Source organism: Microbacterium bovistercoris (genome assembly GCF_003387575.1).
Classification (GTDB): domain Bacteria; phylum Actinomycetota; class Actinomycetes; order Actinomycetales; family Microbacteriaceae; genus Microbacterium; species Microbacterium bovistercoris.
In genome coordinates, this window is record NZ_QUAB01000046.1 from 142,578 (window position 1) to 166,179 (window position 23,602).

Below are 23,602 nucleotides of genomic sequence, written 5' to 3' on the forward strand. Positions count from 1 at the left end.
GAGCGTACGTCAGCGGGCGACGCTCACGCCGTAGAACAGCGGACGGCCGTACAGGTCGTAGGCGAGCCCCTTCACGTCGTCGTTCTGCGCCGTGATCGCGGAGTTCACGTAGAGCGGCACGATCGCGACGTGCTCGGCGTTCCACTGCTGCACCTCGGTGTAGATGCCGTTGCGCTGCGCGGGATCCGACGACGCCAGGCCGTCGGCCAGCAGCTCGTCGACCGCCGGGTCGCTCACCTGCGAGGCGTTCTGGAAGCCGTCGGTGCCCAGGTGGCTGCGCAGCAGGTCAGCGTCGACGCCCGAGAAGTCCCAGTCGGTGATGTCGTAGGTCTTCGGCCCGTACTGCTCGTTGTACGCAGCGGGCTCGAGCGCCTCGCGGGTGATCTCGAAGCCGACCTTCTTCAGGTCCGACTGCACCGCATTGGCGAGCGCCGTGCGGTCTTCGGGGATCGGAGTCCAGGCGATCCAGCGGGCCGACAGGCGCTTCCCGTCCTTCATGCGGATGCCGTCGGCGTCGCGCTCGGTCCAGCCCGCCTCGTCGAGCAGCGCGTTCGCCTTGTCGGCGTCGAAGGCCCAGGTGCCCTCGAGACTCTCGTCGTAGCCCGGCGTCGTCGGTCCGAGAATGCTCCACGCCCGCGGGAACTCGCCGAAGAAGATCTGCTCGACAGCGGCATCCACGTCGATCGCGAGGGAGAACGCCTCGCGCACCTTCTGGTCGGCGAAGACGCCGTACTTCTCGTTCAGGAACAGCGAGTACGGCAGGCCGGGGTACTCCTTCGCCTCGACCGTGATGTCATCGCCGAGGTCTCCGACGGCGTTCGGCGGCAGCTGGCTGGCGACATCCGCCTCGCCGGACGAGACCACGCCGGCGCGCACGGAGGCCTCGGGAAGGATCTCGACACGCAGCGTCTCGATGGCGGGCGCCTTCGCGCCGTCGGGACCCCACGCGTAGTCGTCGTTGCGGGTGTAGACGATCTCCTGATCGGCGGTGTACTCGCTCAGCACGAACGGGCCGGTGCCGACGCTCACGTCTGGGCCGCCCGCGGCGAGCTTGTCGGCCGAGTTCTTCAGCACCTTCGGCGACCAGAACCCCAGCTGTGCGGTGCTCGCGGCCTGCAGGAACGGAGCGTAGGGCTGCGTGAAGCTCACCTCGACGGTGTGCGCATCCTTCACCGCGGTGCCTGCGTACAGGTCGTCGCCGAGCATGGCCTTCGCCTGCGCCGACTTCGTGGCCGGGTCGACGATGCGGTCGAAGTTCGCCTTCACCGCTTCCGCATCGAACGGGGTGCCGTCGGTGAACGTGACGTCGTCGCGCAGCTCGAAGGTGTAGGTCTTCCCGTCGTCGGACACGGTCCACTTCTTCGCCAGCCACGGTGAGAACGAGCCGTCGGACTCCTGGAACACCAGCGAGTCGAGCACCTGACGCTGCACCATGGCGGTCACGTCGAGCTGGCTGACCTGCGGGTCCATCTTGCCTGCGGAGAGGTTCGCGCCCTCGATCGCCCAGACCAGTTCGCCGCCCTCCGATGCGGCGTCGCCGCCGGAAGGTGCGGAGCAGGCGCTGAGAACAAGAGCGGATGCCGCGGCGATCGCCGCGAGGGGAAGAAGACGGCGCGCGGTGAAGGCGGGCATGCGTGACCTCGGAAGGGTGCGGGAACGGGACATTCCAGCTTACCCGGGATTTATGGACGGGGTCGAAGAACCCGGCATCCGGCGTCACCGATAGACTGACCCGACATCCCACACTCAGGCACGCTCACACAGTGCCGCATACATCGCTCAAGGAGACCACCTATGTCCGAGCACGCCGCGTCCGCGATCCCCGACAAGCCCGCCCTCGAAGGTCTCGAAGCGAAGTGGGGTGAGACCTGGGCAGCGCAGGGCACGTACCTGTTCGACCGGGTGCGCGCCGCCGAGAACGGTCGCGCGGGGGTGTACTCGATCGACACGCCCCCTCCGACGGCATCCGGCAGCCTGCACATCGGCCACGTGTTCTCCTACACGCACACCGACATCAAGGCCCGGTTCGAGCGGATGCGCGGCAAGAGCGTGTTTTACCCGATGGGCTGGGACGACAACGGCCTGCCCACCGAGCGCCGCGTGCAGAACTACTACGGCGTGCGGTGCGACCCGTCACTCCCCTACGACCCCGACTTCACGCCCCCGTTCGAGGGTGGCGACAACAAGTCATCCCGGGCCGCGGACCAGCAGCCGATCAGCCGCCGCAACTTCATCGAGCTGTGCGAGAAGCTGACCGTCGAGGACGAGAAGCAGTTCGAGGCGCTGTTCCGCCAGCTCGGCCTCAGTGTGGACTGGACGCAGACCTACCGCACCATCTCGGACGACACCATCCGGCAGAGCCAGCTCGCGTTCCTGCGCGGACTGGAGCGCGGCGAGGCCTACCAGTCGCTCGCGCCGACCCTGTGGGACATCGACTTCCGCTCCGCGATCGCACAGGCCGAACTCGAGGACCGGGAGCAGCCGGCCGCGTACCACACCATCGACTTCCCGTTCGCGGACGGAACCGGCTCGATCACGATCGAGACCACCCGCCCCGAGCTGCTGCCCGCGTGCATCGCGATCGTGACGCACCCGGAAGGGCCGCACAAGCACCTGATCGGCACCAAGGTGAAGACGCCGTTCTTCGGCGCCGAGATCGAGATCCACGGTCACCACCTCGCTCTCGCGGACAAGGGCACCGGAGCGGCGATGGTCTGCACCTTCGGCGACGTCACCGACATCGTGTGGTGGCGCGAGCTGCGCACCACCGACGGCGGCGACCTGCCGAACATGACCACGATCGGCCTCGACGGGCGCTTCCTCGCCGACGCCCCCGCCATCGTCACGGACGCCGCTGCACGCGACTGGTATGCGGCCGAGCTCGCCGGCAAGACCGTGTTCTCGGCGCGCAAGGCGATCGTCGAGAAGCTGCAGGAGACCGGCGACATGACCGCCGTCGGCAAGCCGTTCAACCACGCCGTGAAGTTCTTCGAGAAGGGCGACCGCCCGCTCGAGATCGTCTCCACCCGGCAGTGGTACCTGCGCAACGGTGCACGCGACACCGAGCTGCGCGATCAGCTCATCGCCAACGGTCGCGAACTGGCGTGGCACCCCGACTTCATGCGCGTGCGGTACGAGAACTGGGTCGGCGGCCTGACCGGCGACTGGCTGATCTCGCGGCAGCGCTTCTTCGGCGTGCCGATCCCGGTCTGGTACGCGCTCGACGAGAACGGCGAGCGCGACTACGACCGCGTGCTGGTGCCCTCGCTGGACAGCCTGCCGATCGACCCGACCACCGACCTGCCCGAGGGATACACCGAGGAGCAGCGCGGCGTGCCCGGCGGCTTCGACGCCGAGAAGGACATCTTCGACACCTGGGCCACGTCGTCGCTCACCCCGCAGCTGGCCGGCGGCTGGCAGCGCGACGAGGACCTCTGGAACCTCGTGGCGCCGTTCGACCTGCGCCCCCAGGGCCAGGACATCATCCGCACCTGGCTGTTCTCCACGATGCTCCGCTCGACGCTTGAGGACCAGCGCTCGCCGTGGAGCAACGCGGCGATCTCGGGCTTCATCGTCGACCCCGACCGCAAGAAGATGTCGAAGTCGAAGGGCAACGTGGTCACCCCGGCCGACATCCTCGACAAGCACGGCTCCGACGCGGTGCGGTACTGGTCGGCGTCCAGCCGTCTGGGCATGGATGCCGCGTTCGACCCGCAGAACCCGACGCAGGTGAAGATCGGGCGGCGACTGGCGATCAAGATCCTCAACGCGGCGAAGTTCGTGCTCTCGTTCCCGGTGCCGGAGGACGCGCAGATCACGCACGCGCTGGATGCCTCGATGCTGACCGCCCTCGACGAGGTGGTGCGCGGCGCGACCGCCGCGTACGAGAGCTACGACCAGGCCAAGGCGCTGGAGATCACCGAGGCGTTCTTCTGGACGTTCTGCGACGACTACCTCGAGCTGGTCAAGGAGCGCGCCTACGACCAGACGAACGTCGGCCAGGCATCCGCCGCGCTGGCGCTGCGCCTGGCGCTGTCGACGCTGCTGCGTCTGCTGGCCCCGATCGTGTCCTTCGCGACCGAGGAGGCGTGGTCGTGGTTCGAGGAGGGCTCGATCCACACCGCCGCCTGGCCCGAGCCGCTGGGCACCGACGGTGACGCCGCGGTGCTCTCCGCCGCGAGCGAGGCGCTGATCGGCATCCGCCGGGCCAAGACCGAGGCGAAGGCCTCGCAGAAGACGCCGGTCGCCTCGGCGACCATCGCGGCGCCCGCAGCGGAGATCGCCGCGCTCGAGGCGGCGGCGGACGATCTGCGCGCCGTGGGCCGCATCGCCGAGCTGTCGTTCGCCGAGGCCGACGAACTCGCCGTCACGGCGATCGAGCTGGCACCGGCCGAGGAGGCATGATGCAGCTCGGCACGCGCTGGGCCACGGGCGCTGAGCCGCCGGCATCCGTCCCCGCCTCCCTGCGGCCGGGCATCGCCGAGGTCGAGGCCAAGGGACTGAACGGCCATTGGACGCTCACCTGGCTCGAGGGTCGCCCGATCGCAGAGCTGGACGCCGGGTGGGAGGTCCTGCTCACGGCATCCGGCGACGTGGTCGCCCGCCCGTTCCAGGACTGATGCATGAGACCCCCTGTCGCGATCGCGACAGGGGGTCTCATGCACGGGCGACGTCAGCGCCGGCTCAGCCCGAGCTGTGCCAGCGCGTGGTCCACGGCGCGCGGGTCCTGCTTGCGGGACTGCTGCTCGCGCAGCAGGTCGAGCGCGATCTCACGGCGCTCGATGCGGCGCTCACGTCGGTACGCGACGAAGGCGGTGATCCCGTCGGCGATCCGCAGCAGGGTGCGCTCAGTGGCGGTGGGAGTGGCGATGTGCAGCGTTGCGGCGGTCATGATTGCTCCTCAGTGCTCTGGGCGGAGCCGGACTGGCTCGGCAGGTCGAAGATCTCGGAACGGAGGCTGACGCGGCGTGTGCCGGGCGCTCCCTCCTGGCCCTTGTAGCGCTCGACGACGGCATCGACGAGATCACTGAGCTCCTTGCGCACGTCCGCCATCTGCGCGGGCGTCAGGTCGAGCATCGTCGTCATCACGAGCCCCGCGTCGCGCCATCCCTCGGGGACCGCGGACTCGGGTCGGTTCAGATAGTCCATCAGCGTCTGATGCCTCAGTCTGAAGAACTCGGCGGAAACGATCTGCGCGGCGGCGCGATTGGCCGGCGACATCGTCTCGTCAGGGCCGGGCAGGTTGATGCGCCCCTTGGGACGCTCCCACCACCGCTCACGGGCAGTGCCACGACCTTCCACTTCGCGGATCAGGTCATGGGCGGCGAGAGCCCGCAGGTGGTAGCTGGTCGCGCCGGACGTCTCGCCGATCAGTGCGGCGAGCGTGCTCGCCGTCTGCGGACCGCGTTCGCTGAGCAGGTCGTAGATGCGCACCCGCAGCGGGTGCGCCAGCGCCTTCAGCGCTCCGGCATCCAGCGTGCGAGGCTGGTCGGGCCTGTCGTGCTGCTCTTCTGTGCTCATGCATGCAAAGATACCTATGCAAAGCTCTCTTTGCAAGTATTTCTTTGCAAGAATGTTCGGGCACCGCTACTCCGGCGCTGCAACCTTGCGCTCCAGCACGACTTCCTGCGCGGAATCACGCGGCACCCGCATCCCGTACACGATGCCCGCGGCGATCAGTGCCGCCCCGAGAACCTCGGCACCCCTCACGGGCGCGATCGCGAGAACCGCGGTCGTCACCAGGGCTCCGACCGGCACCAGGCCGGCGAAGAGTCCTGCGCGATCCGGACCGAGCCGGCGCAGCGCGCTGTACCAGAGCAGGAAGGCGACCGCCGTGACCACGACGCCGAGGTACGCGAACGCCGCCGCCTCCACGCCCGTGGGCGCCCGCAGCGCCGTGACCTCGCCGGTGAGCCATCCCGCGACGAGCAGCATCGGCACCGCGGTCACTGCGGCGTAGGCGGACACCCGCGTCGCACCGAGCCGCGGCAGCAGCGGAACCGCGAGCAGCGAGAACAGCACCTCGCACAGCATCGCACCCAGAGCGAGCACGAGGCCGAGCAGATCGCCGCTCCCCCAGCCCGCGGCCACGGCGGTGCCCACGGCGACGACGACCGCGGCGACCACCACGCGCCGGCTCGGCCGGCGCCGCTGCAGCACGGGTCCGGCGAGGGCGAGGACGATCGGCACCGCACCCACGACCGAGCCGATCAACGCGGGGCTGGCGTGCCGTGTCGCCTCGATGAGGAACAGGTTGAACCCGACCAGGCCCGTGGCCGCCAGGGCGATCAGCAGCACGACGTCCCGCAGCGAGAGCCGGATGCGGGGCGCACGCTGCACCGCGACGACGACCAGCAGGATCACCGCGGCGATGGCGAACCGGAGCGCCTGCCCGAACAGGATCGGGAAGTCGGCGATCAGCGCCGCGACGGCCGCGGACGTGCCCACGAGGAGCATCGCCGTGGCAGCGCACAGGATGGACAACACAGGTCGCGTCATGATCACCGTTCCGTCCTCAGCCGCCCCGACCTCCGATGATAGGGGCGGGCGAGGATGACGAGCGGAGTATGACGGGCGGCGTCAGGCCGCGGCTGCGACGGCTTCCCGCGCGGCGACGAACGCCGCGACGCACTGCTCGACCTGCTCGGCGGTGTGCGCGGCCGAGAGCTGCACGCGGATGCGGGCCTTCTCCCGCGGCACCACCGGGAAGCTGAACGCCGTCACGTACACGCCCTGGCGCTGCATCTCGGCGGCGATCCGCGCGGTCAGCGCGGCGTCGCCGAACATCACCGGCACGATCGGGTGCTCGCCCGGCAGCAGGTCGAAGCCCTCTTCCGTCATCCGACGGCGGAACAGCTCGGCGTTCGCACGCAGCTGCGCGCGCAGCGCGGCCGACCCCTCGACCAGGTCGAGAGCGGTCAGCGTCCCGGCGACGATCGAGGGCGCGACGGTGTTCGAGAACAGATACGGGCGAGAGCGCTGGCGCAGCAGGGCGACGATGTCGCGGTGCGCGGCGACGTAACCGCCTGATGCCCCGCCGAGTGCCTTGCCGAAGGTGCCGGTGTAGATGTCGACGCGGTCCGAGACGCCGCAGAGCTCAGGCGTGCCGCGGCCGTTCTCGCCGATGAAGCCGACGGCGTGCGAGTCGTCCACGAAGACCAGGGCGTCGTACTTCTCGGCGAGGTCGCAGATCTCGGGGAGCTTGGCGATGTAGCCATCCATCGAGAAGACGCCGTCGGTCACGATGACGCGGAAGCGCGCGTCCGCCGCATCCTTCAACTGCTGCTCGAGATCGGCCATGTCGCTGTTGCGGTAGCGCAGGCGACGGGCCTTCGACAGCCGGATGCCGTCGATGATCGACGCGTGGTTCAGCTCGTCCGAGATGATGGCGTCCTCGGCGGAGAACAGGGTCTCGAAGACCCCGCCGTTCGCGTCGAAGCAGGACGAGAACAGGATGGCGTCGTCGGTGCCGAGGAACGCCGCCAGGCGCCGCTCGAGCTCGAGGTGCTGCTCCTGCGTGCCGCAGATGAAGCGCACGCTGGCCATGCCGTAGCCCCACTCGTCGAGCGCGCCCTTGGCAGCGGCGAGGATCCGAGGGTCGTCGGCGAGGCCGAGGTAGTTGTTCGCGCAGAAGTTCAGCACCTCGGCGCCGTCGGCGACGATCTGCGCGCTCTGCGGACCGCGGATGCCTCGCTCGTGCTTGGTGAGTCCGGCCTGCTCGATGCCGTCGAGCTCAGCGGCGATGTGCTGCTGGAATGTCCCGTACATGTGCTTCTCGTTCCTGCGGCTCAGAGCCGCGTCCAGTCCAGGATGATCTTGCCGGTGCCGGCGGATGCCGCGGCCGCGAAGCCCTTCTCCCAGTCGGAGGCCGGGATGACGTCGGCGATGATGCGGCCGATCGCCTCGCGCAGCGCCGGGCTGGTCTGCAGCATGGCGCCCATCGCGTTCCAGGTCTCGAACATCTCGCGTCCGTAGATGCCCTTGATCGTCAGCATGTGCGTGACGATCTTGCCCCAGTCGACTCCGAAGGGCGCGCTGGGAAGGCCCAGCATGGCGATCCTGCCGCCGTGGTTCATGTTCTCGATCATGGTCGGCAGCGCCGACGGCGCGCCGCTCATCTCGAAGCCGACATCGAAGCCCTCGCGCATGCCGAGCGCCTTCTGCGCGTCGCGCACGTCCTCGCGGGACACGTCGACCACCTGATCGGCACCCATCAGCGTCGCAAGCTCGAGGCGCGGTGCGCTGATGTCGGTCGCGGTGATGAAGCGCGCTCCGGCGTGGCGGGCGACGGCGATCGCCATCAGACCGATCGGGCCGCATCCGGTGATCAGCACGTCTTCGCCGATCACGGGGAACGCCAGGGCCGTGTGCACGGCGTTGCCGAGCGGGTCGAAAATCGCGCCGACCTCGGGCTCGATGTCGGAGTGGTGCACCCACACGTTGGTCGCCGGCAGTGAGAGGTACTCGGCGAAGGCACCGTCGCGGTGCAGGCCGAGCCCGATCGTGCGGATGCACATCTGGCGGCGCCCCGCGCGGCAGTTGCGGCACATGCCGCAGACGATGTGCCCCTCACCGGAGACCCGGTCGCCCACCTTGATGTCGTGGGCGAGCGCGCCCACCTCGACGACCTCGCCGTAGAACTCGTGGCCCGGGATGAGCGGAGTGCGCACCTCGGAGTCGGCCCAGTCGTCCCACCGCTCGATGTGCAGGTCCGTGCCGCAGATGCCGGTGCGGAGCACCCGGATGACGACCTCGTCGGGTCCGGCGACAGGATCGGGGCGATCCACGAGTGCGAGCCCGGCGTGCGGGCCGTCCTTGAACAGAGCCTTCATACCTCGATCCCACTCCCCTCGACCATGAAGATCAATGGGCACTTCCTGGACTGATCCTTCAGTTGTTCTTCATGGTTGGATGGAGGGATGCACCTTCAGCAGCTGCAGGTCCTCCGCGAGCTCGGCGCGCTCGGCAGCGTCACGGCCGTGGCCGAGACGCTGCACGTCTCGCCGTCCGCCGTGTCGCAGCAGCTCGCCGCGCTGCAGCGCGGCTTCACCACCCCGCTCACCCGCAAGCAGGGCCGCACCCTGGCGCTGACTCCTGCCGGCGAGGTCCTCGCCGACGCCGGCGCGACCGCGCTCGACGCCATGGCGGCAGCCCGCACCGCCGTGGATCGCTTCGAGGCCGCCCCGTCGGGTGTCGTCAGCGTGAGCGGCTTCCTCAGCGCCGCCCAGGCGCTGTTCGGTCCGCTCGTGCGGGAACTCGGCACCGGCGACGACGTCCCGACGATCCGGTTCACCGACGAGGACGTCGCGCAGAGCGAGTTCCCGGCACTCACCGCGCGTTACGATCTGGTGCTCGCACATCGCATGGAGCACAGCGCGCCGTGGCCGCGCAGCGGCATCCGCTCCGTTCCGCTGGCGACGGAACCGCTCGATGTCGCGCTCGCCGCATCGCATCCGCTCGCGGCCAGTCAGACGCTGACGCCGGAGCAGGTGGTCGGCGAGCGCTGGGTGACGAGTCGCACCGGATACTCCCCCGACGACGTGCTGCGCACGATCGCGGCCGTCACGAACAGGCCCGTCGAGATCGTGCACCGCATCAACGACTACGGCGTCGCGGCCGCCGTGATCGCCGCGGGAGGCGTCGTCGGCATGCTGCCGCGCTACACCTCGCTGGCTGCGGGGGTCACAGGGGTGGTGCGCAAGCCGCTTCGGGGTGTGAGCACCAACCGCATGATCGACGTGCTCGCCCGGCCGGAGAACCTGCACCGGCGGTCGGTGCAGCTGGTCGCCGAAGCACTGCAGCGGGTCATGGCCGCACTCACCGCCTGAGCGGACTCGGCGCCCGCTCGGCAAGCCCTAGGCTCGGAGGATGACCGACGACGCCAACCCGCTTCTCGTTCCGTCCGCCCTGCCCTATGGCCTGCCCGACTACGGCGTCATCCGGCCGGAGCACTACCTGCCCGCGTTCGATGCCGCGTTCCGTGAGCATCTCGCCGAGGTGCAGCGCATCACGATGGTGCGCTCGATGCCGACGTTCGAGAACACGATCGAGGCGCTGGAGCGCAGCGGCGAGAGCCTGCAGCGCGTCGCGCACGCCTTCTACACCGTGAGTTCCGCGGATGCCACGCCCGAGATCCAGGAGATCGAGGAGCAGCTCGCACCGCTGATGGCCGCGCACGAGGACGCGATCACCCTCGACGCCGCACTGTACTGGCGCATCTCGCAGCTGCACGAGCGCGTCGACGAGCTCGGGCTCGACGCCGAGCAGCGGTATCTGGTCGAGCGCCGCCACCGCGAGATGACGCTCGCCGGCGCCGGACTCGACGACGAGGCGAAGGCGCGACTGACCGAGCTCAACCAGCGGCTGTCGTCGCTGAGCACCACGTTCGAGAAGAACCTGCTCACCGACACCAACGACCTCGCCGTGCACTTCGAGGATGCCGCGGAGCTCGACGGTCTGAGCGAGGGCGAGCTGTCCGCAGCGCAGCGCGCCGCCGCCGATCGCGACCTCGACGGATACCTGGTCACCCTGCCGCTGTTCACCGGGCACCCGTACCTCGCGTCGCTGCGCGTGCGGGAGAGCCGCCGCCGGATCATGGAGGCCTCGCGCTCGCGGGCCTCCCGCGGCAACGAGAACGACAACGCTGCCGTGCTCACCGAGATCGTGCGCCTTCGCGCCGAGCGCGCGGAGCTGCTCGGCTACCCCACGCACGCTGCCGCGATCACGGCCGACGAGACGGCCCGCGACCCGCAGGCGGTGGAGCGGATGCTGCGCCAGCTGGCCGCCCCCGCAGCCCGCAACGCGGCCGCCGAGCACGCAAGACTGCAGGCGATCGTGGACGAGACCGAGGATGCCCCGTTCGCGGTCGAGGCGCACGACTGGGCGTTCTACACCGAGAAGGTGCGACAGGCCGAGTACGACATCGACTCCGCCGCGCTGCGACCCTGGTTCGAGGCCGAGCGCGTGCTGCAGGACGGCGTCTTCGCCGCCGCCACGAAGCTCTACGGCGTGACCTTCGCCGAGCGCACCGACCTGTCGACCTACCACGCGGATGCCCGGGTGTTCGAGGTGTTCAATGAGGACGGCTCCGCGCAGGGCCTCTACATCCTCGACCTGTACACCCGCGACTCCAAGCGCGGAGGCGCCTGGATGAACTCGATCGTGGACCAGTCGCGACTGCGCGGCACGAAGCCGGTCGTCGTGAACAACCTCAACGTCGCCAAGCCGGGCGAAGGGCAGCCGACCCTGCTCACGCTCGACGAGGTGACCACGCTCTTCCACGAGTTCGGGCACGCTCTGCACGGGCTGTTCGCCACCGTGACCTATCCGCACTTCTCCGGCACCAACGTGTTCCGTGACTTCGTGGAGTTCCCCAGCCAGGTCAACGAGATGTGGATCCTCTGGCCCGAGGTGCTGGACTCGTACGCCCGTCACCACGTGACCGGCGAGCCGCTGGATCCGGCGATCGTACAGCGGCTGCAGGCGTCCGAGACCTTCAACCAGGGCTTCGCCACCAGTGAGTACCTCGCCGCGGCCTGGCTCGACCAGGCCTGGCACCTGCTGCCTGTCGGCGCCACGGTCGACGACGTCGCCGCCTTCGAGGCCGCGGCGCTCGCCGACATCGGGCTGAACGACCCGGCGGTGCCCACCCGGTACTCCTCCACGTACTTCGCGCATGTGTTCTCCGGCGGCTACAGCGCCGGCTACTACTCGTACATCTGGAGCGAGGTGCTCGACGCCGACACCGTCGAGTGGTTCCGCACGAACGGCGGCCTGACCCGGGAGAACGGCGATCGCTTCCGGGATCGGCTGCTCGGCGTGGGCGGGTCGAAGGACCCCCTCGAGGCCTACCGTGACTTCCGCGGGCGCGACGCCGAGATCGCGCCGCTGCTGAAGCGTCGCGGCCTCGATGGCTGAGGTGCCGGGCGCCGCATGCGCGGCATCCGGCGCTGCATCCCCTCGGAGACCTGCCGTTTCTCGGAGCGCTCACGCCGATTCCTCCGAGATCCTGCAGATCTCCGACGAGCTGGCGGCGATCCGCGACGCGTTCGACCTGCGCGCACCCGCGTATGACGAGAGCGAGATGCACCGCAGCCTCGCAGATGCGGTGGCATCCTTCGCAGCGACCTCGAACGTGGGAACCGTACTCGACGTCGCGACAGGAACCGGGCTGGTGCTGCGCGCTCTGCGCGAGCACTTGCCCGACGCGCGACTGATCGGCGTCGACATCTCCCCCGGCATGCTCGCCGTCGCGCGCGAGTCGCTGCCGGCTGCGCAGTTCTTGGAGGCGGATGCTGCGGCGCTGCCACTGCCGGATGCCGCGACGGATCTGATCACCTGCGTGACCGCGCTGCACCTGATCCCGGACATCCGGGGAAGCGTGCAGGAGTGGCAACGCACGCTGGCGCCCGGCGGGCGGCTCGTCACAGCGACGTTCCTCATGCCCGATGACGCGCCCGCCCCCGACGAGCACCGTCACGGACCCTCGGCATCACGGCCCTACGTCCGCGACCACCGCCCGTTCCGCAGCGTCGAGGCGACCGCACAGACGTTCAGCGACCTCGGCTTCGCCCTGAACCGCCATGTCGTGTGGGCCGATGACGTCGACACCGTACTGATCGCCGAGCTGCTACCGGAGGCGTGACCGCGGAGCCGACCGCACGCTCGATGCTCACAGCAGGCCGAGATCGCGGGCGAAGGTACGGACGCGCTCGGCCATCGCCTGCGGCACCTCGGCGACCGCGAAGTGGCCGCCCTCCTCGAGTCTGTCGAAAGTGCGCAGGTCGCGGTAGAACCGGCGTGCCAGCGACTCCGGGTAGTCCCACTCGTGTCGTTGGATGTGCACGGATGCGGGGACGTCGACGGGCGGGATCCCCTCGCCCCCGTCGGCATCCTCGTAGTAACTGCGGAACGACGTGCCGATGCTCTGCGTGACCCAGTAGATCATCGCCTCGGTGAGGATACGCTCGCGCGAGATGCGCCGCTCCACGGCACGGGGATCTCCGTCAGGAGTGTCGCTCCACTCGATCAGCTTCTCCGCGAGCCATGCCAGGAGCCCTGCCGGCGAGTCGTTCAGCGCGGCGGCCAGGGTGTCGGGCCGGGTGCCCTGCACATGCCCGTAGGCGCCGTTCGGCCCACCCCACGCGTCGAGGCGCTGGAAGAACGCGGTCTCTTCGGGCGCCGTCGACGAGCGTCGCTCGTCGGGCGTCGGGAAATGCGCATGCGTGACGACGATGCCCGCCACCGATTCGGGATACGTCGCCGCGATGAGGTCATTGACGTTGGCCGTCACGTCCTCGCCGTACGTGAGGTACCGCCGATACCCGAGGACTTCGGTCATGAGAGCGTGCATCGTCGCGGCGAGACGGACCTCGGTGATCGGTCCGCGCTCGTACGCGGTGGAGAAGCCGAATCCCGGCAGGCTCGGCACGACCACGTCGAACTCGGTCAGCAGATCGGCGAAGTCCAGCTGCAGCGCGAACGTGTGCGGCCAGCCGTGCATCACCAGCAGCGCCGGAGCCCCGAGCCGCTCCGACCTCAGGTGCACGTAGTGCAGCGTGGTGTCGTCGATGTCGACGAGGAACTGCGGATGCGTGTTCAGCCAGGCTTCCCGGCCACGCCAGTCCCACCCGCGCCAGGTGTCGACGAGTTCGCCCAGGTACTCCGCCGTCATCCCCGCCGGAGGGCGGCGCGGTGAGTCGGGCAGCGGACGGTGCCGCTCGAGTCGCCCGCGCAGATCGGCGAGTTCACGTTCGGGCACGGAGATCGAGAAGGCACGCGGTGCGGACATGCGCCGACACTACGCGTGGGCTCCGACATCCCGCTCGGCCGCGAGGCGGCCTCACCGCGCCTGCGGATCGAGCCGGTAGAAGCGCCACAGCGGATGCTCGATCGGCAGCACTGTGCTCCCGCCGAAGCCCGCTTCCGCGGCCCAGTCCCGCACGGTGCCCGCCCGCAGCACCGTACCGTTCGCCACCCGCTCTCCCTCCGCCATCGTCGCAGGCAGGCAGTGCAGCACACTGAAGGCGTAGTTCAGCCGGTCGAGGAAGTCCGCCTGCTCTGTGAACGCATCCGCGACCTTCTCATCTCCGATGAGCACGGCGCCGCCGTCGCGCAGCAGGGACCGTGCGACGGTGAGCGCGGCGACCGGCTCGTTCATGTCGTGCAGCGCCTCGAAGACCGTCACCAGATCGAACCCCTCGGGGGCGAGATCGGCGAAGTCCTCCGGCACCGTCGCGTTCGCGCGACGGACCTCGATGCGCTCATCGAGCCCTTCGGCGTGAACGAGCCGCCGCGCATCGGCCACGGAAGCCGGATCCAGATCCACCGCCACCACCCGTGCCGCAGGGAACGCGCGGGCGAGCGCGACGCTGGACCACCCCGTCCCGGCGCCGAGGTCGAGAATCCGCCCACCGCGGCGAAGCCGATCCCGGACGTCAGGGAGGGCCGCCACCCATCCGTCGAGATCATTGACGTAGCCGGGCCTGTTCAGCTGCTCCAGCCCCTGCCGTACGCCCGTGCCGAAGGCGCCGTAGCGCACGCCGGCGCCCGTTCGCGCAGCGTCGACGACCGCGTCGAATGCCGACGCCGTCCCGGCGAACATCGTTCCCGTCCCGACCGCGTAGAACGGATCATCCGGATCCAGGAACACCGGACGGTGGGCAGCGGGGAGAGCGAAGCGTCGCACCGCCGCAGCCGCTGAGGCGTCATCGACGGTGAGGAAGCCGGCTGCGGTCTGCTGCTCCAGCCATTCCTGTGCGATGCGTCGATCGATGCCCGCGGCGGCCGCGAACTCTTCGATGGTCGCGTCGTCCGCTCGGCCGAGCGCCTCGTACAGCCCGAGCCTTCTGCCGAACTCGATGCTGAGCAGCTCGAGTCCAGGGAGCAGGGATTCGATCAGGCGTTCGGCGAGATTCGCTGCGACGACGGCGTCGTCGCCGTCTGCCGACATGACGATGTCCATGTTCCATTGAACCGCGCGCCGGCCCCGCGCGCACCACCTCGTCCGGCGGTGTCAGGACCAGCGGTCAGGCGCTCTTGCGCTTGCGCGACAGCACCACGGTGGGCGCCGCGCCCTCTTCGACGGCGGCCTTCGTGACGACGACCTTGGTCACGTCCTGGGCCGAGGGGATCTCGAACATGATCGGACCGAGCACATCCTCGAGGATCGCCCGCAGGCCGCGCGCCCCGGTCTTGCGGAGAACCGCGAGATCGGCGATGGAGCGCAGCGCGTCCTCATCGAACTCGAGCTGCACGCCGTCGAGCTCGAACATGCGCTGGTACTGCTTGACCAGCGCATTGCGCGGGCCGGTGAGGATGTCGATCAACGCCTCCTGGTCGAGGGGCGACACCGAGGTGACGACCGGAAGGCGGCCGATGAACTCGGGGATCAGGCCGAACTTGTGCAGGTCCTCCGGCAGCACCTCGCTGAACAGATCGAGGTCCTTGCCCTTGTCGTGCAGCGGGGCGCCGAAGCCGACGCCGTGCTTGCCGACGCGCGCCGAGATGATGTCCTCCAGTCCGGCGAACGCGCCGGCGACGATGAACAGCACGTTCGTGGTGTCGATCTGCAGGAACTCCTGGTGCGGGTGCTTGCGGCCGCCCTGCGGCGGCACCGAGGCGACCGTTCCCTCGAGGATCTTCAGCAGCGCCTGCTGCACGCCCTCGCCCGACACGTCACGGGTGATCGACGGATTCTCGGCCTTGCGCGCGATCTTGTCGATCTCGTCGATGTAGATGATGCCGGTCTCGGCGCGCTTGGTGTCGTAGTCGGCGGCCTGCAGCAGCTTCAGCAGGATGTTCTCGACGTCCTCGCCGACATAGCCGGCCTCCGTCAGCGCCGTGGCATCCGCCACCGCGAACGGCACGTTCAGCCGCTTGGCCAGCGTCTGCGCGAGATATGTCTTTCCGCAGCCGGTCGGGCCGAGCATGAGGATGTTGCTCTTGGCGACCTCGACCTCTTCGGCCTTCTGCTCGGCCGGCTGCAGCGTGCTGCGCGCGCGGACCCGCTTGTAGTGGTTGTACACCGCGACGGCGAGCGATCGCTTCGCGGCATCCTGCCCGACGACGTACTCCTCGAGGAAGGAGAAGATCTCGCGCGGCTTGGGCAGGTCGAACTCCGCGACCGCTCCCCCGGCGGATTCCGCCATCCGCTCCTCGATGATCTCGTTGCACAGCTCGACGCACTCATCGCAGATGTACACGCCGGGGCCGGCGATCAGCTGCTGGACCTGCTTCTGGCTCTTTCCGCAGAACGAGCACTTGAACAGGTCGGCGCTCTCACCGATTCGTGCCATGCGCTTCCTCCTCGAGGCGTTTCAGTCCGGGGGCTCCCGAAAGCCACAGATCGAGCCTAACCGCCGCCGGGGACACCGGGCCGTATTGGAACGACACGGTGTCGCGATGACGCAGGACGAAGCGGGGCGGCCGCGCGGATGGGGGTGCGCGCGACCGCCCCGCTCCCGGGGCATCCGGCCGTCAGCCGGCGTGCTCCGCGCGCCGGGCGGCGCGGGTCTGCGGCGCGGCAGCCGCGTCCTCCCGGATCAGGTCGGCCGCCTTCTCGCCGATCACGATCGACGGCGCGTTGGTGTGGCCGCGGATGATCGACGGCATGATCGACGCGTCGGCGACCCTCAGTCCGGTGACACCGCGCACACGCAGCCGCTCGTCGACGACGGACGCCGCATCCGACCCCATCCGCGCGGTTCCCACCGGGTGGTAGAGGGTCTGGGAGTGCCGCTCGAGGGCGACGGCGTCCCGCTCGGCGCGCTCCATCCGCTCGGCGCCGGCCGGCTGGATGAACGCGCCCGTGGTCCTGCTCTTCAGCGCAGGGGCCTCGAGGATGTCCTCGCACACCGCGAGTCCCGCCATGATCGCCGCCCTGTCCCGGCCTTCCGGGTCGCTCAGGTACTTCGGGTCGATCAGCGGCTTCGCGAACGGATCCGCGCTGGCCAGGGTGATCTCGCCGTGACTCTCGGGACGCACCAGGATGACGCCGACGGTGACGGCGTGGCCGTCATGACCGACGAGGCCCTCGCCGATGAAGGCGACGGGCGCGAAGATCAGCTCGAGATCAGGCGCCGCGAGGCCTGGCTCCGAGGACACGAATCCGTACGCCTCGCCGACGTTGGAGGTGAGCATGCCGCGGTGCCGCACCAGGTAGTTCACGAGCTGCCCCGGCTTCTCCGCCGTGTACAGGGTGTCGTCCTTCGCGCCGACAGCCAGGCCGGTGAGCAGGTGGTCACGCAGATTCCTGCCGACCTCGGGGCTGTGCGCGACGACGGCGATACCGTGCTGCGCGAGCTGTGCGCTGTCGCCGATCCCCGAGAGCAGCAGCAGCTGCGGGGTGTTGATCGCGCCGCCGGACAGCACCACTTCGCGGGTCGCCTTCGCCCGTCGGATCGCGCCGTCCTGGGCGTACTCGACGCCGGCCGCCGTCGTGCCCTCGAACAGCACGCGGGTGGCGTGCGCGCCGGTCGCGATGGTCAGGTTCGAGCGCTTGCGCGCCTCCTTCAGGTATCCGTTGACGGTGCTGAACCGCGACCCCTTGCGCTGGCTGACCAGGGTGCGGCTCATGCCCCGCTGGTCGCGTCCGTTCGCAGGCACACGCGGGATGCCGGTCTGGCCGGCCGCATCGATGAAGGCCTCGGTGTGCGTTCGGGGGCTGCGCTGCTCCTCGATGCGGATCGCTCCGCTGCGGCCGGTCTCGGTCTCGTTGTCGCGCGCGATCGTCGCGTCCACGTTCTCGGCGCGGTCGAAGTACTTCCGCAGCCCCTGCCAGGACCAGTCCTCGCCTGCCGCCTCGCCCCACTCGTCGTAGTCCTCGGGGAAGCCTCGCACCCACATCATCGCGTTCATCGATGAGGATCCGCCGAGCACCTTGCCGCGCGGCCAATACACGCGACGCCCGCCGAGTAGCGGCTGCGGCTCGGTCTCGTAGTTCCAGTCCACATCGGACTTGAACAGCTTGGAGAAGGCGGCCGGGATGTGCACCTCGGTCTTCTTGTCCTCAGGTCCCGCCTCCAGCAGCAGGACTCGCGCCGCCGGATCCTCACTGAGCCGGGCCGCCACCGCCGCTCCTGCAGAACCTGCGCCGACGACGACGTAGTCGTAGGTGTTGTCGTTCATTGTTCTCATTCCTCGTGTCGGATGTCGGGGATCGCTCAGGCGCGGAACGCCGCGGCGAACACGGCGGGCATACCGCCCCAGCTGGGGTGCGCGGCGAAGCCGGCGAGCCGGCGGCCGGTGAGCGCGGCGCTTCGCGCGGTGACGAACCACGGCGGGGTCGGGAACAGCGCGAACTCGCCATGCATGACCGACCGCGGGAAGGGCCGGAACGGTCCGGTCACGACCGTGCGCTCGGTGCCCTCCAGCAGCAGGGCGTTGTGCACCACCCCGCGACCGGACTGGATGTCGTCCAGGGTGTGTCCGGGGAACGCGCCCCAGGTCGCGGCCGCCGTGAGGAAGCCGACGCCGGTCCATGCGTTGATCGCCACGGTTCCGTAGCGCAGGTCGGCGATCAGTTCGTCGAAGCGGCCGCCCATGGCTTTGCGGGCCCGTGGATCGACGAGCACGTTCGCGCCGAGAGTTCCGGTCAGCCTCTCGTTGGCATGGACGACGGCGTCCTCCAGGAAGCGTGCGCCGCCGCCGCGCAGCTGCACGACGCCGAGCACCGGGGAGAAGTACTCGGTGTTCTGCACAGGCACGGCATCCGCGGCATCCGTCTCGACCAGCAGGCGGCAACCCCCCTCGCCGAGCCGCGTCGCCCCGGGATACGAAGCCAGCGCGCCGGCGAAGCGCTCATCGCTGCCGGGGTACCACGCCGGGCGTGCGGGAGCGCTGTCGAACGCGGTGCGCAGCGCGGCGAGGAACTCTTCCTTCTGCGTCCAGTCCGCGCTGATGATGACGACCTGACCGGCGATGCAGTTGTACCCGCCGTTGTGCAGGCGCATCGTGGCGATGTGGGCGGCCTGGTACTCGAGATCCTTCTTCGACCACTGACCGGGCACGACGATGACTGGCGCCACGCCGCCGAGCTCGCTGGTGATCGGCTTGTCCAGCAGTGGCGTTCCTGCCGCCTTGCGCGCGCGACCCTCTTCACCAGGCCCGTACACGATCACGTCGTGGGTGATGGCGCTGCCGGTGATGTGGATGTGGGCGATGTCGGGATGCGCGGTGAGGTACGCGCCGGCGGCGGCGCCGCCCTGCACGATCTGCAGCACGCCGAGGTCGATGAGCGGTGCGAAGGCCGTGCGGTAGACGCTCTCCAGCTCGCGCATCACGGGATTGAGCTTGAGCAGCACGACGCGGTTGTTCGCCACCAGTTCGTAGAGCGCATCGAGAGGCGCGATCGACGTGATGTTGCCGGCACCGAGCACGAGGCCGATGCCTTCCGTGCGCTCCGGATGCTTCGCGGCGAGGCCCGCGTCCGCGACGACCTGCCCGGCGGAGATTCCCGGCTGCATCCACACCTCCGCGTGGAAGCCGTGCATGAGCAGCGCCTCGTAGGCGTTGTGCGGCAGCACGGGAACGGCGACGCGCCCGCCGGGTGCGCTGCGCAGATGCGCACCGGCGGCCGGGCTCGTGCCCTGCGCCATCGCCCTGAGCGACGCAGCCAGCGCGCCCAGTCCGGTCAGCACCGGGTACGGGCCGGAGATCCACTCCTCCCCGACCAGCGGCGAGTCGGCGGGCAGCCGCTTGATGCGGGCTGCGGTCGTGGCCCATTCCTCGGATGCGGCGGCGACACGACTGTGCACTTGCATCAGCGACGCGGCACGCTCCGCGAGAGGCATCGCGGCCCAGGTCTGCTCTCCGGCGCGGAGAACGCGGATCGCCTCGTCGAGCGCGGCGCGCTCGCTGTCGTCGAGCTGCGCCTGGTTCGCTGTGGCCGACGGCGATTCGGGTGTGACGGTGCTCATGGATCTCCCTTGATCGTGAATCCAGTCTCAGCGCTCATGAGACTGCGTGCAATGTGCGGGCGCCCCGACTTGACGCCGGTGGATTGTGCGCCAGCACAACGACTGTGGATCAGCTCGGGTTAGACTCAGGCCATGACGAACAGCGCCGTTCTCGCCCTTCCCGCCGCCTCCGCCCTCTTCGCCGGGCTGCGTGAATCGGTCGACCAGCTCTCTGACCGCATCCTCGCGCAGATCCTCGCCGAGGAGGATGCGTATGCGGGCGCACAGATCCCGGCCGCGCTGCTGCGCCATATCGTCGAGATCAACGTCGAGGCGCTTTTGCATACGATGTCCGGCGGCGAGGAGTCGCTGGATGCCGCACGCGAGGCCGGCCGGGAGAAGGCCGAGCACTCCGTGCCGCTCGAAGGACTGCTGCACGCCTACCGGATCGCCGGGATCACACTCTGGGAACGCGTGGTCGAGCTCTCGGTGTCGACCGATCGCACCGAGTTGCTGCTGCGCGCGTCGTCGGATGTCTGGGGCGTGATCGATAGATTCTCCAATGCAGCCGCCGACGCCTACCGCGAGGTCGTCGATGCCCGCGATCGCCAGGACGAGAACCGGCGCGGAGTTCTGATGCTCGCTCTGCTGGACGAGAGCACGTCCCCCAGGGATGCCGGTGCCGCGCTGCGCGGTCTCGGGCTGCCCGAGGGCGGGCGCTACGCGGTCGTCGCGGCGGAGCGCACGCCCAGTGGCGCGGATCCGATGCCGGGGATCGAACAGCGTCTGCGTCAGCGCGGACTCGCCTCGGCCTGGTCGGTATGGAGCACCGAGCACGTCGGCGTGATCGCATTGAGCGCCGCCGAGGAAGTCACCGAGGTCGAGCGCGTCGTGGCCGCCGTCGCGGCATCACGGGTCGGGATCAGCCGTTCGTTCGCGGAGATCGCCAACGGCGCACGTGCACTCGACCAGGCCCGGCTGGCGCTGGCGTGCCTGCCGCGTCGGGCGATCGGGGTGCACTCCTACGACAGTGCCCCGCTGGACGTACTGCTGACCGCCGGCGCCGGCGCGGCTGAGGAACTGGGCACTCAGGTGCTCGGCGCTGTACGCGCGCATGCAGACGGCGATCTGCTGCTGGACACCCTGGAGACCTGGTTCGCCGCGAACGGCTCGACCGCCGAAGCCGCAGCCCGGCTGCACTGCCACCGGAACACGGTCGGCTACCGGCTGGCTCGGATAGCCGAGCTCACCGGCCGATCGGTCTCGATCCCGGCGGACTCGGCAGAGCTGTACGCCGCGCTGCGGGCGGTGCGGCTGCTGGCCTGAGCGACGAGACCCCGCCTGACGGAATGTCGTTCAGGCAGGGTCTCTGCACTGCAGATCGAAGCAGGGCGTCAGATCATGCTCTTGGTGTGCCAGACCGTCTTCGTCTCGACGAACGCGGTGATCCGCTCGAGCGATGCGCCCACGGCATCCGTACCGGGAACCGGCGACAGCACGCGCTTCAGTGTCTGCGCCGCATCGATCTCGAGGTCGATCCAGTTCAGGTCGCCGGCGCCCGCCAGGTCGAGGGCGTTGACGTCGGCATGCGAGGCCAGCCACGGGGCGATCTCGGCCGGAGAACCGGTCAGCACGTTCACGACGCCGCCGGGGACGTCGCTCGTCGCGAGCACCTCGGCGAGGCTGATCGCCGAGAGCGGATGCCGCTCGCTGGCGATCACCACGACGCTGTTGCCGGTGACCAGCGCGGGCGCGATCACCGAGACCAGCCCGAGCAGCGCGGTGTCCTGCGGTGCCACGACCGCCACGACGCCCGTGGGCTCCGGCACCGAGATGTTGAAGTACGGACCCGCGACGGGGTTGGCGTTGCCGGCGACCTGCGCGTACTTGTCGCACCAGCCCGCGTACCAGACCCACAGGTCGATGGCGGCGTCGACCTGTGCCCCGGCGGCAGCAGCGGAGACGCCCTCCTGGGCGGCGATCTCGTCCACGAACTGGGCACGGCGACCCTCGAGGATCTCGGCCACGCGGTAGAGCACCTGGCCGCGGTTGTACGCGGTGGCGCCGGACCAGCCCTTCACCGCCGCACGCGCGGCTACGACGGCATCCCTGGCGTCCTTGCGCGACGCCTTGGCCGCGTTCGCGAGGAAGTCGCCCTTCTTCGAGAGCACCTCGTAGGTGCGACCGGACTCGCTGCGCGGGAACGCACCGCCGATGGCCAGCTTGTAGGTCTTCGGAATCGTCAGCCGCTTGCTCATGCCGCTGCTCCCTTCAGGTACGCGGTCAGGCCGTGCCGGCCGCCCTCGCGGCCGTATCCGGACTCCTTGTAACCGCCGAACGGACTCGACGGGTCGAAGCGGTTGAAGGTGTTCGCCCACACCACGCCGGCGCGCAGCCGGTCGGCCACGGCGAGGATGCGGGAGCCCTTGTCGCTCCAGATGCCGGCCGACAGGCCGTAGGGCGTGTTGTTGGCCTTGGCGATCGCCTCGGCCGGCGTGCGGAAGGTCAGCACCGAAAGAACGGGGCCGAAGACCTCGTCACGGGCGATCCGGTGAGACGCCTCGACGCCGGTGAAGATCGTCGGGGCGAACCAGAAGCCCTTCTCGGGGATGGCGCAGTCCGCGGTCCAGCGCTCGGCGCCCTCGGCCTCGCCGATGTCGCTCAGCTCGCGGATGCGGGCCAGCTGGGCGGCGGAGTTGATCGCGCCGATGTCGGTGTTCTTGTCGAGCGGGTCGCCCAGGCGCAGGGTGGACAACCGGTGCTTGAGCCGGTCGATGACCTCGTCGTGGATGGATTCCTGCACGAGCAGTCGACTGCCCGCGCAGCACACGTGGCCCTGGTTGAAGAAGATGCCGTTGACGATGCCCTCGACGGCCTGGTCGATCGGCGCATCGTCGAACACGATGTTCGCGGCCTTGCCGCCGAGCTCGAGCGTCACCTTCTTGTGCGTACCGGCGACGGCCTTGGCGATGTCGCGGCCGACACCGGTCGACCCCGTGAAGGCGACCTTGTCGACATCCGGATGCCGCACGAGCGTCGCTCCGGTGGCGCCGGCACCGGTGACGATGTTCACCACGCCGGCGGGAAGGTCGGCCTGCTGCAGGATCTCAGCGAAGATCAGCGCCGTCAGCGGAGTGGTCTCGGCAGGCTTCAGTACAACGGTGTTCCCTGCAGCGAGCGCAGGCGCGAGCTTCCAGGCCAGCATGAGCAGCGGGAAGTTCCACGGGATGATCTGCCCTGCCACGCCGAGCGCCTTCGGGTTCGCACCGAGGCCCGCGTAGTCGAGCTTGTCGGCCCAGCCCGCGTAGTAGAAGAACCAGGAGGCGACCAGCGGCACGTCGACGTCGCGGCTCTCCTTGATCGGCTTGCCGTTGTCGAGGCTCTCGGCCACGGCCAGCTCGCGGGCGCGCTCCTGCACCAGGCGGGCGATCCGGAACAGGTACTTGCCCCTGTCGCGTCCGCTCATCTTCGACCAGGTCTTCTCGTACGCGCGGCGGGCGGCGGCGACGGCACGGTCGATGTCGTGCTCGTCCGCCGCGGCGACCTCGGCGATGCGAGTCTCATCTGCCGGCGAGATCGTGACGAAGCTCTTGCCGCCCCCGTCGGTGAACTCGCCGTCGATGAACAGCCCGTAGCTGTCGCGCAGGTTCAGGATCGCCTTCGACTCGGGCGCCGGCGCGTATTCCAGGAATGACATATTAAATCCT

At 69.5% G+C, this 23,602-nt stretch carries 19 protein-coding genes; 6 read left to right on the forward strand and 13 right to left on the reverse strand.

Annotated elements, in window-relative coordinates; all coding sequences use genetic code 11:
- Positions 1-9: 9 nt before the first annotated feature.
- Complete coding sequence (locus DY023_RS13970) at positions 10-1,632, reverse strand: ABC transporter substrate-binding protein (protein WP_116242945.1); 1,623 nt, start codon at positions 1,630-1,632, stop codon at positions 10-12.
- A 162-nt stretch (positions 1,633-1,794) separates the two neighbouring features.
- Here DY023_RS13970 and valS point away from each other — a divergent pair, with 162 nt between their 5' ends.
- Positions 1,795-4,404, forward strand: coding sequence for a valine--tRNA ligase (gene valS / locus DY023_RS13975; RefSeq protein WP_116242946.1), 2,610 nt, complete (start codon positions 1,795-1,797; stop codon positions 4,402-4,404).
- The gene (locus DY023_RS13980) at positions 4,404-4,619 is read left to right on the forward strand and encodes a hypothetical protein (RefSeq protein ID WP_116242947.1); all 216 of its coding nucleotides are present in this window, start codon (positions 4,404-4,406) and stop codon (positions 4,617-4,619) included. The genes valS and DY023_RS13980 overlap by 1 nt, the downstream gene beginning before the upstream one ends.
- 53 nt (positions 4,620-4,672) lie before the next feature.
- Here DY023_RS13980 and DY023_RS13985 read toward each other — a convergent pair whose 3' ends face one another.
- The 5 genes from DY023_RS13985 to tdh all read right to left on the reverse strand — a co-directional run bounded on the left by DY023_RS13985 (position 4,673) and on the right by tdh (position 8,831).
- Entirely contained in the window at positions 4,673-4,891 is a 219-nt protein-coding gene (locus tag DY023_RS13985) for a hypothetical protein (protein ID WP_116242948.1), read from the reverse strand.
- The gene (locus DY023_RS13990) at positions 4,888-5,520 is read right to left on the reverse strand and encodes an ArsR/SmtB family transcription factor (protein ID WP_116242949.1); all 633 of its coding nucleotides are present in this window, start codon (positions 5,518-5,520) and stop codon (positions 4,888-4,890) included. The genes DY023_RS13985 and DY023_RS13990 overlap by 4 nt, the downstream gene beginning before the upstream one ends.
- 66 nt (positions 5,521-5,586) lie before the next feature.
- Entirely contained in the window at positions 5,587-6,498 is a 912-nt protein-coding gene (locus DY023_RS13995; RefSeq protein ID WP_116243106.1) for a DMT family transporter, read from the reverse strand.
- Between the two features lie 81 nt (positions 6,499-6,579).
- Complete coding sequence (locus DY023_RS14000) at positions 6,580-7,767, reverse strand: glycine C-acetyltransferase (RefSeq protein WP_116242950.1); 1,188 nt, start codon at positions 7,765-7,767, stop codon at positions 6,580-6,582.
- A gap of 20 nt (positions 7,768-7,787) precedes the next feature.
- Complete coding sequence (tdh, locus tag DY023_RS14005; protein WP_116242951.1) at positions 7,788-8,831, reverse strand: L-threonine 3-dehydrogenase; 1,044 nt, start codon at positions 8,829-8,831, stop codon at positions 7,788-7,790.
- A gap of 87 nt (positions 8,832-8,918) precedes the next feature.
- On the opposite strand from tdh, the gene DY023_RS14010 reads away from it, so the two are divergent.
- From DY023_RS14010 to DY023_RS14020, 3 genes are read left to right on the forward strand one after another with little or no spacing between them, the layout of a single operon-like run.
- Positions 8,919-9,827, forward strand: coding sequence for a LysR family transcriptional regulator (locus DY023_RS14010; RefSeq protein WP_116242952.1), 909 nt, complete (start codon positions 8,919-8,921; stop codon positions 9,825-9,827).
- Positions 9,828-9,867: 40 nt separating this feature from the next.
- Complete coding sequence (locus DY023_RS14015; protein ID WP_116242953.1) at positions 9,868-11,916, forward strand: M3 family metallopeptidase; 2,049 nt, start codon at positions 9,868-9,870, stop codon at positions 11,914-11,916.
- The gene (locus DY023_RS14020) at positions 11,909-12,643 is read left to right on the forward strand and encodes a class I SAM-dependent methyltransferase (RefSeq protein WP_116242954.1); all 735 of its coding nucleotides are present in this window, start codon (positions 11,909-11,911) and stop codon (positions 12,641-12,643) included. The genes DY023_RS14015 and DY023_RS14020 overlap by 8 nt, the downstream gene beginning before the upstream one ends.
- Positions 12,644-12,670: 27 nt before the next feature.
- On the opposite strand, the gene DY023_RS14025 is transcribed toward DY023_RS14020, so the two are convergent.
- The 5 genes from DY023_RS14025 to DY023_RS14045 all read right to left on the reverse strand — a co-directional run bounded on the left by DY023_RS14025 (position 12,671) and on the right by DY023_RS14045 (position 19,916).
- Entirely contained in the window at positions 12,671-13,789 is a 1,119-nt protein-coding gene (locus DY023_RS14025; RefSeq protein WP_116242955.1) for an epoxide hydrolase family protein, read from the reverse strand.
- A 51-nt stretch (positions 13,790-13,840) separates the two neighbouring features.
- Positions 13,841-14,962, reverse strand: coding sequence for a class I SAM-dependent methyltransferase (locus DY023_RS14030; protein ID WP_116242956.1), 1,122 nt, complete (start codon positions 14,960-14,962; stop codon positions 13,841-13,843).
- 64 nt (positions 14,963-15,026) lie between these two features.
- Positions 15,027-16,295, reverse strand: coding sequence for an ATP-dependent Clp protease ATP-binding subunit ClpX (clpX, locus tag DY023_RS14035; protein WP_116242957.1), 1,269 nt, complete (start codon positions 16,293-16,295; stop codon positions 15,027-15,029).
- Between the two features lie 181 nt (positions 16,296-16,476).
- The gene (locus DY023_RS14040; RefSeq protein ID WP_116242958.1) at positions 16,477-18,126 is read right to left on the reverse strand and encodes a GMC family oxidoreductase; all 1,650 of its coding nucleotides are present in this window, start codon (positions 18,124-18,126) and stop codon (positions 16,477-16,479) included.
- 35 nt (positions 18,127-18,161) lie between these two features.
- Positions 18,162-19,916, reverse strand: a complete 1,755-nt coding sequence (locus tag DY023_RS14045; protein ID WP_116242959.1) for an aldehyde dehydrogenase family protein — start codon at positions 19,914-19,916, stop codon at positions 18,162-18,164.
- Between the two features lie 132 nt (positions 19,917-20,048).
- Between DY023_RS14045 and DY023_RS14050 the strand changes: the two genes are divergently transcribed.
- Positions 20,049-21,221, forward strand: a complete 1,173-nt coding sequence (locus DY023_RS14050; RefSeq protein ID WP_116242960.1) for a PucR family transcriptional regulator — start codon at positions 20,049-20,051, stop codon at positions 21,219-21,221.
- Between the two features lie 68 nt (positions 21,222-21,289).
- Here the strand turns inward: DY023_RS14050 and DY023_RS14055 are convergent, their stop codons facing one another.
- Both DY023_RS14055 and DY023_RS14060 read right to left on the reverse strand, forming a co-directional pair.
- Entirely contained in the window at positions 21,290-22,153 is an 864-nt protein-coding gene (locus tag DY023_RS14055) for an aldehyde dehydrogenase family protein (RefSeq protein WP_116242961.1), read from the reverse strand.
- Positions 22,150-23,592 (reverse strand): aldehyde dehydrogenase family protein, encoded by a 1,443-nt coding sequence (locus DY023_RS14060; protein WP_116242962.1) that lies wholly within the window; start codon positions 23,590-23,592, stop codon positions 22,150-22,152. The genes DY023_RS14055 and DY023_RS14060 overlap by 4 nt, the downstream gene beginning before the upstream one ends.
- Between the last annotated feature and the right edge of the window lie 10 nt (positions 23,593-23,602).